The sequence below is a fragment of the Frateuria hangzhouensis genome (assembly GCF_026410505.1).
GTDB lineage: Bacteria > Pseudomonadota > Gammaproteobacteria > Xanthomonadales > Rhodanobacteraceae > Frateuria_A > Frateuria_A hangzhouensis.
In genome coordinates this window covers 1-13,657 of record NZ_JAPMIU010000019.1, presented here as the reverse complement: position 1 = coordinate 13,657, position 13,657 = coordinate 1, and the positions used below count along the sequence as shown (strand labels likewise).

The 13,657-nt window shown below is 62.3% G+C and carries 10 protein-coding genes; 8 read left to right on the top strand and 2 right to left on the bottom strand.

From position 1 onward, the window contains the following. The first annotated feature begins 147 nt into the window (after positions 1-147). The 7 genes from OSC30_RS15565 to OSC30_RS15535 all read left to right on the top strand — a co-directional run bounded on the left by OSC30_RS15565 (position 148) and on the right by OSC30_RS15535 (position 10,304). Positions 148-1,320 carry a glycosyltransferase gene (locus OSC30_RS15565; RefSeq protein WP_267172780.1) on the top strand — a complete coding sequence of 391 codons (1,173 nt, stop codon included), beginning with the start codon at positions 148-150 and terminating at the stop codon, positions 1,318-1,320. After that, a complete protein-coding gene (locus OSC30_RS16905) occupies positions 1,317-1,847 on the top strand; it encodes a serine O-acetyltransferase (protein ID WP_323374223.1) in 531 nt (176 codons plus the stop codon). The genes OSC30_RS15565 and OSC30_RS16905 overlap by 4 nt, the downstream gene beginning before the upstream one ends. 410 nt (positions 1,848-2,257) lie before the next feature. Further along, positions 2,258-5,530, top strand: a complete 3,273-nt coding sequence (locus tag OSC30_RS15555; protein WP_267172779.1) for an LAGLIDADG family homing endonuclease — start codon at positions 2,258-2,260, stop codon at positions 5,528-5,530. 45 nt (positions 5,531-5,575) lie between these two features. Further along, entirely contained in the window at positions 5,576-6,328 is a 753-nt protein-coding gene (locus OSC30_RS15550; RefSeq protein ID WP_267172778.1) for a histone H1-like repetitive region-containing protein, read from the top strand. 240 nt (positions 6,329-6,568) lie between these two features. Beyond that, positions 6,569-7,303 carry a TSCPD domain-containing protein gene (locus OSC30_RS15545; RefSeq protein WP_267172777.1) on the top strand — a complete coding sequence of 245 codons (735 nt, stop codon included), beginning with the start codon at positions 6,569-6,571 and terminating at the stop codon, positions 7,301-7,303. A gap of 80 nt (positions 7,304-7,383) precedes the next feature. After that, positions 7,384-8,937 (top strand): reverse transcriptase domain-containing protein, encoded by a 1,554-nt coding sequence (locus OSC30_RS15540; RefSeq protein WP_267172776.1) that lies wholly within the window; start codon positions 7,384-7,386, stop codon positions 8,935-8,937. Between the two features lie 104 nt (positions 8,938-9,041). After that, positions 9,042-10,304 (top strand): hypothetical protein, encoded by a 1,263-nt coding sequence (locus OSC30_RS15535; protein ID WP_267172775.1) that lies wholly within the window; start codon positions 9,042-9,044, stop codon positions 10,302-10,304. Positions 10,305-10,352: 48 nt separating this feature from the next. Here OSC30_RS15535 and OSC30_RS15530 read toward each other — a convergent pair whose 3' ends face one another. Together OSC30_RS15530 and OSC30_RS15525 are read right to left on the bottom strand one after the other, a co-directional pair. After that, complete coding sequence (locus OSC30_RS15530) at positions 10,353-10,943, bottom strand: dihydrofolate reductase family protein (RefSeq protein ID WP_267172774.1); 591 nt, start codon at positions 10,941-10,943, stop codon at positions 10,353-10,355. 215 nt (positions 10,944-11,158) lie between these two features. Next, positions 11,159-11,929 carry a nuclear transport factor 2 family protein gene (locus OSC30_RS15525; RefSeq protein ID WP_267172773.1) on the bottom strand — a complete coding sequence of 257 codons (771 nt, stop codon included), beginning with the start codon at positions 11,927-11,929 and terminating at the stop codon, positions 11,159-11,161. 87 nt (positions 11,930-12,016) lie between these two features. Between OSC30_RS15525 and OSC30_RS15520 the strand changes: the two genes are divergently transcribed. After that, complete coding sequence (locus OSC30_RS15520; RefSeq protein ID WP_267172772.1) at positions 12,017-13,009, top strand: AraC family transcriptional regulator; 993 nt, start codon at positions 12,017-12,019, stop codon at positions 13,007-13,009. The last annotated feature ends 648 nt before the right edge of the window (positions 13,010-13,657 follow it).

The window sequence follows — 13,657 nt, the reverse complement described above, 5'->3', positions numbered from 1 at the left end:
CCGCTGCCGCAGCGGCCCGCGGGCCATCATTGGGCAAGGCATCACTCGACAAGGTGAAGTCATGGGTTGCGATCGTGCCTTGGGGACGGTGCACCGACCTGCACGCCACACACCGTGGCGCGCGCGAGGATGGGATCGGGTGGCCCTATGAGAATCCTCTATCACCACCGCACCCAGGGCCGCCAGGTCGAGGGCGTGCATATCCGCGGCATCGTGCACGCGCTGCGCGACCTGGGCCACGAGGTGGAGATCCTTTCCTTCCCTGGCGCCGACCCGGAGCAGGAGCCGCAGCAGGCCAGCGCGAGCGCAAAGCCGGGCCGCTTCGGTCCGTTGCTGGCGCGCGCGCCAGGCGTGTTGTTCGAGCTGCTGGAGCTGGGCTACAACCTGGTCACGTTGTTCCGCGTCGGCCGGACGCTGCGGCGGTTGCAGCCGCAGATGATCTACGAGCGCTACGCGCTGTTCCTGTTCGTCACGGTGTGGCTGGCGCGCCGGCGCGGCATCCCGGTGATCCTGGAAATCAACGATTCGGCGCTGGTGCCGCGGGTGCGCTCGCTCACCTTGCGCCGGCTGGCCCGCCGCATCGAGCGATGGTGCCTGCGCCAGGCCACCGGGCTGGTGTTCATCTCGCACTGGTTCCACGACACCGCGCGGGAGGCCTACGGTGACATCGCGCCCGCGGTGATCTCGCCCAACGCGGCCGACCTGCAGCGCTTCGACCCGGCGCGTTTCGATCGCGACGCGCTGCGCCGCGAGCGCGGGCTGGAAGGCCGAGTGGTGTGCGGCTACGTCGGCGCGTTCGTGCCTTGGCACGGCATCGCCGCCTTCGTGCGCGCCATTGTTTCACGTCTTCACGCAACCCCCCATCTGACCCTGCTGCTGGTGGGCGATGGCGTCGACCTTCCGGCGGTGGCCGCCGCCATCGAGGCCGCCGGCATGCAGGACCGCGTGCGCCTGCCCGGACGCGTGGCGCACGCCGAGGTGGCCGCGTGGATCGCCTGCATGGATTACGCGGTGCTGGCCGACTCCAACGAATACGGCTCGCCCATGAAGCTGTTCGAACTGATGGCGATGGAAGTGGCGGTGGTCGCGCCCGACTACGCGCCGATCGCCGAAGTGGTCACCGACGGCGCCGACGGCTGGCTGTTCGCGCGTGGCCAGGTGGATGCCTGCGCCGGGCTGGTGCTCAAGCTCGCGCAGCAACCGGACGACCTGCGCCGGGCCGGCGCCGCGGCGCGCGCCAACATCGTCGCCCACCATCAGTGGCGCAACAACGCCGGGCAGTTGCTGTCGCTGCTGCCCGCAAAGGCCCCGACGCCATGAAGTTCGCCATCGACCTCGCCGCCAAGGCGCGCTGGTGTTACGGCCGCGACGACCGGCGGACACGGCTGAAAACGCTGCTCACCGACGGCACCTTCGCGATGGGCTGCTACCGGCTGATGCAATGGTCGCAGCGCCATCGACTGGCGCCGCTGGCGATGTTCTTCAACAAGCTCAATGCAGTGTTCGGCCAGTGCATCATCGGCCGCGGCGCCGAGTTCGGCGAAGGCCTGGTGCTGATCCACAGCCAGGGCGTGGTGATCAATGGCAGCGTGCAGGGCGGGCGCCACGTCTACATCGAACACCAGGTCACCATCGGCGCGGAAAAGAACCAGTCGCCGCGGCTGGGCGATCACGTCTTCATCGGCGCCGGCGCGAAGATCGTCGGCGCCGTGACCATCGGTGACCACGTGCGCATCGGCGCCAATGCCGTGGTGCTCGAAGACGTGCCCGCCGGCGCCACCGTCGGCGGCATCCCGGCGCGCGTGCTGCGCATGCGCGCGGTCGAGCCGGCGCCCACGTCGGGGTAGCGTGGCGTCCGCTTCCGCGCCTCGCCGGGCGTCCCATGCGGACTCCGGGGCAGCCGTTCGACCGCCACGGGCGCCTCCTCGGCGGCAATCGGCGCCAGCCAGGGCACCGGCGCTCTGCGCGCACCCAGCGCCGGGCCGCGTAGGCGCTGGATGATCGATTTTTCAGTTGACGACTACGCAGGCCAGAGCTACCGTTCATGCCCGGTCGCACCACAACATCTTGTGTGAGTCGTTCGGTCGCTCTCCCAAGTGCTGTGTCGCTGTGGCAACCTCGGGGGAGGGCGTCGTAAAGCCGGAAAGATCAACAGAACGCACAGGCCGCCGTGCCGTCCGCAAGGGACGCCGTGGCTGTCGCGTGGCGTCGATGGAACCACTCTAGACGGGTCGCAAGGCCGGAGGACAACAATCCGATGAGCACCGCGCGCGCACCACACGCCGCCAACCGTGATGCCGCAGCCATTCCGCTGCAGCCGGCCTCCTACGACATCTGGGACAAGAAGTACCGCCTGCGCACCAAGTCGGGCGAGCCGGTCGACGCCACCGTCGACGAGACCTGGCAGCGCGTCGCGCGCGCCCTCTCCGACGTGGAGACCACCGACGAACTGCGCGCGCACTGGTACGAGCGCTTCCTGTGGGCGCTGCGCCGCGGTGCGATCCCGGCCGGCCGCATCACCTCCAACGCCGGCGCGCTGGAGCACAAGCCGGCCACCTCCACGATCAACTGCACCGTGTCGGGCACCATCCGCGATTCGATGGACGACATCCTGGAAAAGGTCCACGAGGCGGGCCTGACCCTGAAGGCCGGCTGCGGCATCGGCTATGAATTCTCCACGCTGCGCCCGCGCGGCGCGTACGTTTCCGGCGCCGGTGCCTACACCTCCGGCCCGCTGTCGTTCATGGATATCTACGACAAGATGTGTTTCACCGTCTCCTCCGCCGGCGGTCGCCGCGGCGCACAGATGGGCACGTTCGATATCTCCCATCCGGACGCCAAGGAATTCATCCGCGCCAAGCGCGAGGACGGCCGGCTGCGCCAGTTCAACCTCTCCCTGCTGATCACCGACGGCTTCATGCAGGCGGTCGAGCACGACCAGGACTGGCCGCTGGTGTTCCCGGTCCACGTCAAGGAGCAGGGCGAGATCGACCTGGACGACCCGAGCAAGGTCGTCTGGCGCGAGTGGCCCACTCACGAGAACTACGTCGACCGCGAGGACGGCCTGGTCGCCTGCAAGATCTACGGACAGATCCGCGCGCGGCACCTGTGGGACATGATCATGGTCTCGACGTACGACTACGCCGAGCCCGGGTTCATCCTGATCGACAAGGTCAACGAGATGAACAACAACTGGTGGTGCGAGCACATCCGCGCCACCAACCCCTGCGTCACTGCCGACACCTGGGTGCAGACCGCCGAAGGCCCGCGCCAGGTCAGCGACCTGCTGGGCACCGGCTTCCTGGCCCGCGTCGACGGCCAGGACCACGCCACCGGCGCCGAAGGCTTCTTCCGTACCGCCACCAAGCCGGTGCTGGCGCTGCAGACCGAGGAAGGCTACCGGCTGCGCCTCACCGACGACCATCGCGTGCGCCGCGTCTCGCGACTCACCCGCTGGAGCGTGGACACCGAGTGGTGCCAAGCGCAGCACCTCAAGCCCGGCGACCGCGTGCTGCTCAACGACCATCGCGCCAACGCGCAGTGGGCGGGCGCGCTCAGCGAGGAACAGGGCTATCTGCTCGGCCTGCTGGTCGGCGACGGCACGCTCAAGCAGGAAGCGGCCGTGCTGTCGGTCTGGCCGCAGGCCGCTGCCGTCAACGCCACGGGCGGCTGTGGTGCGCAGGCGCTGATGGCCGAGGCGCTGCGTTGCGCGCAAACGCTGCCGCACCGCGCCGACTTCGCAGGCTGGTCGGAAGTGGCTGGCCGCAACGAATTCCGCCTGAAGTCCGCCTCGTTGCGCGACCTGGCTTTCGAGCTGGGCATGGCGTCTGGCGACAAGGCGATCACCCCGGCGCTCGAACAGACTTCGAGCGACGCCTACCGCGGCTTCCTGCGTGGCTTCTTCGATGCCGACGGTTCGGCGCAGGGCAGCCAGGCCAAGGGCGTTTCCGTGCGCCTGGCGCAGTCGGACCTGCCGCGCCTGGAAGCGGTACAACGCATGCTGCTGCGCCTGGGCATCCCCTCGCGCATCTACCGCGACCGCCGCGTCGCCGGCAGCTCGGTGCTGCCCGATGGCCACGGCGGTTCGCGCGCCTACGTCACACAGGCCCAGCACGAGCTGGTCATCGCCGGTGAATCGCTGGCCCGCTTCGGCGAGCTGATCGGTTTTGCCGACAGCGACAAGGCCGCGCGCCTGAAGGCCCTGCTGGCCGGCTACCGCCGCACCCTCAACCGCACCCGCTTCGTCGCCACGGTCGCTTCGCTCGAAGCCGACGGCACCGAAGATGTCTATGACGTGCAGGTGCCGGGCATCAACACCTTCGACGGCAACGGACTGCACGCGCACAACTGTGGTGAGCAGCCGCTGCCGCCCTACGGCTCCTGCCTGCTCGGCTCGATCAACCTGACCACTTTCGTGCGCGACCCGTTCGGCCCCAAGGCCCGCTTCGACTGGGATGAATACCGCGAGGTGGTCAAGGTGTTCACCCGCATGCTCGACAACGTGGTGGAGATCAACGGCCTGCCGCTGGAGCAGCAGCGCAACGAGATCATGAGCAAGCGCCGCCACGGCATGGGCTTCCTGGGCCTGGGTTCCACCCTGACCATGCTCAAGATGCGCTACGGCACCGAGCCGGCCGTCGCCTTCACCGAGGACGTCTCGCGCGAGATGGCCGTGGCCGGCTGGGAGGTCGCACTGGACCTGGCCAGGGAAAAGGGCGCCGCGCCGGTGCTGGCCAAGGACTACACCGTCACCGGCGACATGCTGCGCAAGCGCCCGGAAATGGTCACCGACGGCTACAAGGTCGGCGACGCCATCCCCGGCCGCGTGCTGCACGCCAGGTACAGCCGCTACATGCAGCGCATCGCCACGGTCGCACCGAAGCTGGTCGAGCAACTGGCCGAGAGCGGCGCGCGCTTCACCCACCACAGCTCGATCGCGCCCACCGGCACGATCTCGCTGTCGCTGGCCAACAACGCGTCCAACGGCATCGAGCCCAGCTTCGCCCACCACTACTCGCGCAACGTGATCCGCGAGGGCAAGAAGTCCAAGGAAAAGGTCGAGGTCTACAGCTACGAGCTGCTCGCCTACCGCGCCCTCATCAACGCCAACGCGTTGCCGTTCACCGACGAGGCGGCCAACAAGCTGCCCGAGTACTTCGTGGCCGCCGACGACATCAGCCCGAAGGAGCACGTGGACATCCAGGCGGCCTCGCAACTGTGGATCGATTCGTCGATCTCCAAGACCGCCAACGTGCCCACCGACTACCCCTACGAAGACTTCAAGGACATCTACTTCTACGCCTACAAGCAGGGCCTGAAGGGATGCACCACCTTCCGCTTCAACCCGGCCGCCTTCCAGGGCGTGCTGGTCAAGGAAGCCGACCTGGAAAGCACCCTCTACCGCTTCGAATTGGAAGACGGTAGCGTTATCGAACTGAAGGGTAACGAGCAGGTGGAATATGACGGCGAAATGCATACCGCCGCCAACCTGTTCGATGCCCTGAAGGAAGGCTATTACGGCAAGTTCTAGCCATTGCGGGTCCCATACAAAACCAGAGTCGGAGGGGAAGTCCAGATGTCCATCGATACCGAAGTCGAAGCGCAGAACAGTTCCATGCCGCCCGTCGGCGATCCGCCGTCCGCCGAAGCTCCGGTGGGCTCGCCCGCCCCGCAGACGCCGATGAAGGCGGCTCCGGCGAAGAATGCGGCGCCGAAGAAGGCTGCCGCCAAGAAGGCCGCGCCGAAGAAGGCCGCTGCCAAGAAGGCGGCGCCGAAGAAGGCCGCTGCCAAGAAGGCGGCGCCGAAGAAGGCTGCTGCCAAGAAGGCCGCGTCGAAGAAGGCCGCTGCCAAGAAGGCGGCGCCGAAGAAGGCTGCTGCCAAGAAGGCCGCGTCGAAGAAGGCCGCTGCCAAGAAGGCTGCACCGAAGAAGGCCGCTGCCAAGAAGGCGGCGCCGAAGAAGGCTGCTGCCAAGAAGGCCGCGCCGAAGAAGGCCGCTGCCAAGAAGGCCACACCGAAGAAGGCTGCGGCCAAGAAGGCCGCACCGAAGAAGGCCGTCGCCAAGAAAGCTGCACCGAAGAAGGCTGCCGCCAGGAAGGTCGCTCCGAAGAAGGCCGCCAGCAAGAAGGCGGTGAAGAAAGCTCCTGCCAAGGCCGTCAAGAAGGCGACCAGCAAGGCCAGCAGCAAAAAGACGGCCATGAAGAAGGCCGCTCCGAAGAAGGCGGCAGGGAAGAAGTCCGCCAGCAAGAAGACCGTCGCCAAGGCGTCGGTGAACAAGCGGTCCACTGCCAGCAAGAAGGCGGCGCCGAAAAAGGCTGCCCGCCGCAAGTAAGCAGCACCGGCTCCGGCCCGGGCGCTGCCCGGGCCGGAGTCTTCTTCAAGCTTCCGCCCGCCGTGCACCGCCTCCCGCCAGGGACTTACGGCCTGCCACGAGCCTGCGCCGCCGCACCGCCAAAGCGGAAATCCATCTCCCGCGCGCTGCACCAGATGGATTTCTCCTTTCGCGACACGCGTATCGCCCACCACCGGCTGTCGCCCGAGCGACGCCCCAGCTCAAAGAGAACCCATACCCATGACGATCAAGATCGAAAAGAAGATCAAGGGCTACCAGGTCGTCAAGCCCGAAGACAAGGCCGCCCCGGCCGCCGCCGCGCCGGAGAAGAAGGCCGCCGAGCCGCGCCAGGCCGAAATCATCCAGATGCACGAAAGCGTCGAGCGCCCCGAATCGCTCGTCGGCTCCACCTTCAAGATCAAGTCGCCGCTGTTCGAGCACGCGCTGTACGTCACCATCAACGACATCGTGCTCAACGCCGGCACCCCGCACGAACAGCGCCGCCCTTTCGAGATCTTCATCAACTCGAAGAACATGGACCACTTCCAGTGGATCGTGGCGCTCACCCGCATTCTTTCGGCCGTGTTCCGCAAGGGCGGAGATGTGACGTTTATCGTCGAGGAGCTGAAGGCCGTGTTCGATCCGCGGGGTGGGTACTTCAAGGCTGGCGGCGTCTACATGCCGAGCATCGTGGCCGAGATTGGCGCGGTGATCGAGCAGCACATGAAGAACATCGGGCTCATCCATGATCCGGAGATGGATGAGACGCAGAAGAAGCTCATTGCCGAGAAGCGGGCGGCGTATGAGGCGGCTTCGGCGGGGAAGAAGGCGGCTGAGGTGGCTTCCAGCAGCGAGAGCAATGCCAGTGGGTTTCCGCCGGGGGCGACCTTGTGCGCCAAGTGCAATACGCAGGCGCTGGTGCTGATGGATGGGTGCCAGACTTGTTTGAATTGTGGGTATTCGAAGTGTGGGTGAGGCGTTAATTTAGTTGCAAGAAGAAGGCGGCCGGTATCAGCCGCCTTTCTTTTTGCTGTCGATTTGACGGGGCGCGTCTCATGGCAATTCTATCTGAGCAAGCTATTGATTTTGCTCGAGAGCATATATCGAAGTTCTATGACTCGGATTTTTTCCCAAAGGCTTTTGAATTCGAAGCCTTGTGGCACAGCTGGGAAGAGGTGAAAAAGGAGCTTCTGTCTAAGAACGTTTCTAAATTCCAGCTAACACTGCCGCACGCGCTGACAGTTTTGAAGCCAAAAGGCGGCTACCGCGTTGTGCATCAGTTGGACCCCATGGAGGCGTTAATTTACACAGCGCTCGCATTTGAGGTCGCCGGTTCAGTAGAAGCTTGTCGCCCCAAGCCAGAGGCAGGCATAGCGTGCTCGTACCGAATAAAGATTGCCGACGGGAGCTTCTTCGACGGTGGCTCAGGGTGGGATGACTTTCGCACAAAGAGCGAGCAGCTCTCGAAGGCACACAAGTACGCTCTAGTTACCGATATATCAGATTTTTATAATCAAATATATTTGCATAGGCTTCAGAACGCGATAGAAGCTGCAGACGCCAAGCTAAAACCCATGTCTGTAGAGATCGAGTCGTTCATCACGACGTTAAACAATAAAGCGTCGCAGGGCGTGCCGGTTGGTCCCGCGGCTAGCATCATTATGGCTGAGGCTGTAATGATGGATGTCGACAGCTTCATCGAACAATGCGGTGTGAGCCACACGAGATATGTGGATGATATACGCATGTTCGGTGAGTCCGCGAGGGAGCTTGAGAGCGCGCTTGAGGCCTTGACGCTGTACCTATACGAGAACCATCGACTGACATTGGCAACAGATAAAACTGAGCTTTTAACAGCGGCGAGTTTCACTGAAAAATATCTACATAATCAATACATCGAAGATAAAGACGAGCTGCTTGATTCGCTGGAAACCTTTGGACCGTATGGCAGCTTTGAGGATTTCGACTGGGACGCGGAGATCGACGACCTTGGCGAGGAGGATGAGGTCGCGTCGAGCTTAATAGCGGCCTTCGATAAGCTGTTGAAGTTGGATCATATAGACGTTGGGATTGCTCGTAGCATAATCCGAACTGCGCGGCGTCATGACGTTGACGATTTAGCCGGTATGCTGTTGGAGAACTTTGATTTTTTCGCGCCAGTAACTCCAGATGTATTCATCTATCTCTTGGAGGTAACTGATGACGCGCTGGCTATGGATCTGTGCCCTGCGGTAAGTGCTCTTTGCTCTGCCGACGTCGCTAGGTGTTCCCTGGTCAAATACTGGTTGGAATTTTTCATCGCGACACAACCAAGATTTCTTAGTGTGCCGAAGCTCAAAGGATTTGTGTTCCAAGGCAGCAATATGGAACACAAGGCACTCGCCGCAATAACATCAAAGGACCTAGCGTGGGTCCGGTCTCAAAAGGCGAATATTTATAATGTCGGTAGCCGCGCGCGGCGAGCCATAATTCACTCGTCCAAGGTATTGCCTAGCGACGAACGAAACAATTGGCTGAAGTTAGTGATCCAGAATTCGGTTTCACCGCTTGAAAGGTGGGTGGCGAGTTGGGTAATGGCTAGTGTTTCTGGAAAGAAAGCACCGGCGTAATTAGGTGTATCTTTGACCTATGTCGGGGCGCCGTCTCAGTATCCTAAGGAGGCCGTCAAGTGGCGAGCCACGGACTCCGTCTGCTCAGAAGGGATGAGCCAAACATGCAACCTTGGGAAAGGCGACTCGGTGATCTCTGGCTTCTTCTGGAGCGGTGCCATCTCACTTACATGGAGCCGGAACTTTTCCGACTAAACACCAACCAATTCCTGCAGACGGCGCGAACCGTCACCTTCATTATCCAAAAAAACAAACCTTCTATTCCTGACTTCGACTCTTGGTATCGTCCTATTGTGGCGGAGTGGGCGTCGGACGAGGTCATGGAGTGGGCTAAGGATTCGCGGAATGCCATCGAGAAGGAGGGTGACCTTGAGCTGCATAGCACTCTTGAGTTAACCCTGTTGTTCTCATACTTGGCGGAGCAAGATTTGAAGCTGGCCACAGGCCGTGAGGAGCTTCTGCACGCGGGGGCGAAGCGCCTCGTTCGTATTGCCCAGAAGAAGCTTCCATCTCACGTTATCGGCTCGTCTGCCATAAAAATAGAACGTGTCTGGATCGCCAACTCGTTGCCGAACCTTGAGTTGCTGCAAGCCCTGAGTTACGTCTACACGACCCTCTATCGCGTCTGCCGGGGACTAGCATTCCATCTTGGAGGGGAAATTGAACAATCAATTCCAGATCCGACTGCGCTATACGCGGCGCGTGAAATTACGCGGCGAGTCTGTTACGTAAAGCTATCAGACCTCAAAATCTACTACCAGAAAATGGAGCGCGTTCGCGCCGACCCCGATTTAACACCGCCCGCTTCAATGAGCGGCGCGATCTACGAACTTCGGGAAAGGATGTCCCAGGCGGACTCCAACGAGAAACTCCACGCGGCACTTGCGGCGATGGCCCAGCAAACGTTTGAGCGCGACGGATACCACATTCCAATGCTTTTCCTCTACGACAAGGATTTCAAGAGCGTAGATGGGATATCCGTGCACTGGAGCGACCAAGCGGAAAAGTTTATCTTTTGGCGGAATGTAGCAGACAGAGTTATTGCTAACAGAGCGACCATCATCGTAACAATTGGCGAGGCGTGGATAAGGGATATGAGTGGCTATCATTATCTCCCTATCAAGGAAATGCCGATCACGGGCGAGGAGTTGTACGTGAATTTGCTTGACAGCGCCGGCACGTACATGTGCAAAGCTTGGGAAATAGTGCGAGCGGGTCATGAGTCAAAGCCTTCATTGAGGCCATGTCCTGAGGCGGCAAAGCTGGCCGCAAAGGTGCCTTTCTATTTCGCTCCGACACTTCGTGCCCTCGGCTTACCGTATCCAGAATACTTTGATCGCGAGCCGCCGAGACGCCGGGCCAATTAATGGGGTCGCAGCACATTAATTCCCGCCGTCACCTTGCCGGGCGCTCGCTCAGTCGCCCCCGCTTGCCTTCAAAGGTCCGGCGCTCTTGTAGGTGTTGAAGAGGATGCCCGAGGGCATGGCCTGCGTGCCGACGAGCTCGAAGGAGTGAGCGGGCGTGCCTTCTGCAAACAGGCGTTTCCCGGTGCCCAGCCATACCGGATAGACGATCAGCAGGATGTCATCCACGAGTCCGTATTCGAGCAGTGTCGATGTCAGTGTGGAGCTGCCCCAGACAACAAGCTCAGGGCCGGTCTGCGCTTTCAAGCGCAACACATCCTGCCTGAGATCGGGGCCGACGGCCTCGAACGGGCCCCATCGAAGATCGTCCGGATGGTGGGTGGCAACATATTTTGTTGCCGCATTGATGCCGTCGGCCATCGGGCTGCCGGCGGCCTTTCCCCAGGAGTCCGACCAGATATCGTAGGTGCGGCGGCCAAGCAGCAGATCGAACCGGTGACCTTGCGCGGCCAGGAGCGCATTCAGGCCCTGGGGCGTCCGATAGGGATCGATCCATCCTTCATAGGGAAAACCGTTCTCGTCGGTGCCGTGCTGAACCACGCCGTCCAGGGAAATGTGTTCGATAAGCTTGAGACTTCTCATGTAAAACCTCTGGCGTTGCGGTGGAGCCTTTGCGGGCAAAGGCGTGGAAACCCGGCCGGCACCCTGGCGACAAGCCACGAACGGCTTTTGGCCAGAAGGGCATCTGGCGGAAATGCGGATCCCAAACGCCGGCTGCCGAACGTAAGGTCTGGATGCAGTGTTGCAGCGTCGTTCTTCTCAGTGAGGCCGCGTGCAGGGCAGATGCGCTGGTTCACTCAGGTACCTTTGACGTAGCCGAGGGCCTTCACGATCTGGCCGTTCTCTACCTGCATCAGGTTGACCCCACGCACCGACGTCTCGTCGCTCTCCCCCCAGCGCAGCCGCCACTGGATCGTCGCGCTGCTGCCGGCGATTGCCACGTCTTCGATCTCGAACCAGATGTCCCGATTTCCTGCGATCCGCCCCCACAGCGCAAGACATTCTTCGCGGCCCACGTGGCGCGACCCGTTCGGGGCAGGGTTCGAGTTCTCAATCACGCAGTCCTCGGCGACTAGTTCGGCCAGCGCTGCGGGGTCGTGCCTCTGGAAAGCGTCGTTGTAGCGCCGGATGACGCTGGCGGTGGTGTCGCTTGCCTGGCCCAGATCCGACACCTGCGGAGTCTTGCCGTATCCCAGCGCTTGCGTGACCTTACCGTCACGCACCGTGATCAGCGTGACTCCCCGCAGGTAGTCTTCCGCACCCGTGCCGAAACGGTAGCGCCAACGATTGATCGCGCGGTCGCCAGAAATGATCACGTCCTCGACTTCGAATGAACCCTGCGGGTCCTTGACCATCGCCTGCCAGAAGGCGACATTGGCGTCGTAGCCTTCGACGCGCAACCCATTGGGCGCGGGTTGGAGCGCCTCCATTACGCAATCCGCAGCGACCAGGTCGGGGATCGCCGTGGCGTCCCTGCGCTCGAACGCGGAAATGAAACGCCGCACGACCTCTGCCGTGGCCTTCGTCGTCGTGGGGTCGATGAATGTGAAACCATGAGCATCCGACATGACCGTGTCTCCGTGTTCTCGACGGCCGCAGCATGGGTCGCGCGTGGTCCGACCACCTGATCGGGCGTCCGGATTCTTTTGCACTCCATGAACCTGCCCGATCCCCTTTCCGAAGCGTTGCGCAGCGTAAGCCTGACCGGCGCCATCTTTCTCGACGCGGAACTGAGCGCTCCGTGGGGGTTTGCCGCACCGGCGGCGAGCACGGGCGCGCGACTCATGGCGCCCTCGGCGGAGCACCTGATCCTGTTTCACCTGCTGGTGGAGGGCGAGGCGACGGCGCGCATTCCCGGCTTGGCCGGCGTGCCCCTGCGCCCGGGCGACATCGCGATCCTGCCGATGGGGGATGCTCACGAGCTTTGGAACGGCCGCGGAGCCGAACTGACCGACTCGTCCTCGCTGCTGCCGAAGATTCTCGAAAGAAAGATCGTCTCGGAACGTGGTGGCGGTGGCGGCCGCCTCACCAAATTCATCTGCGGCTATATCGGCTGCGAACGCCAAGCCACCCGCTACTTCCTTGCAGGGTTGCCCCCGCTGTTCAAGACGAACATTCGTCGTGGCCCCTCTGGCGAGTGGCTGGAAAACACGATCCGCCACCTCGCAGCGGGGCGCGAACCGGATGGTGCAGGCCGGGGCGCCTTGCTCGCGAAGCTGGCCGAGGCACTGTTCATCGAGGCATTGCGCCGCTACATGGCCGAACTCCCGCCGCGGCGGATCGGCTGGCTGGCGGCCGCGCGCGATTCGGCGGTGAGCCGGGCGCTCGCTGCGATCCATCGCGAGCCTGCGCGTGGGTGGACCGTCGCCTCGCTGGCCGAGCAAGCGGGATTGTCCCGCACCGTCTTTGCGGAGCGCTTTACGCGTCTGCTCGGCGAGGCGCCGCTTGCCTACGTGTCGCACTGCCGCATGCAGTTGGGTGCGCGGCTGCTCGAGACGACGGACGATACCGTGCTCCAGGTCGCACTCAATGCGGGCTATGAGTCCGAGGCGGCTTTCAATCGCGCGTTCAAGCGTGAATTCGAGCTTCCGCCGGCACGTTACCGGATGGAGCGGCGCGCATCTCCAAAGGGCAATAAACGTAAATAAATAAAGGGGACGGTAAATAAAGGGGACGGAGGGAATTAACGGCAACTAACGGGGCCACCATTGCGCCGCTGGGGTCAATAGGTAGCTAACGGGGTCGGTTGCTAACGGGGTCAGGTTCACTTATCGCTTGGTGTAAGTGAACCTGATCCCTTTTGGTTGGTTAACCGGCGCTGTGGATAGCTCATCGATCTCGAAGCCAATCTCCTTAATTCGAAATCCAATATCCATCATTCAGCCACGTTGAAAAGATAAAGTTTCAACCCCTTTTTAGGGCCTTCCAAAAACACGTCAGCGATAGACAGGTAAATAAAGGAAATAAAGGGGACAAATAAAGGGGACGGAGGGAATTAACGGCAACTAACGGGGCCACCATTGCGCCGCTGGGGTCAATAGGTAGCTAACGGGGTCGGTTGCTAACGGGGTCAGGTTCACTTATCGCTTGGTGTAAGTGAACCTGATCCCTTTTGGTTGGTTAACCGGCGCTGTGGATAGCTCATCGATCTCGAAGCCAATCTCCCTAAGGATGGTCTGATCAACCATCGCCTTTTAAAAACGGACCGGTTTGAGCACGGCAAGGGCGTGTCGGGCGACCACCAGGCCCACGTTCGGCAATCGCGCGCGTTGTTTTCCGCCGCGCATGACCGCGGC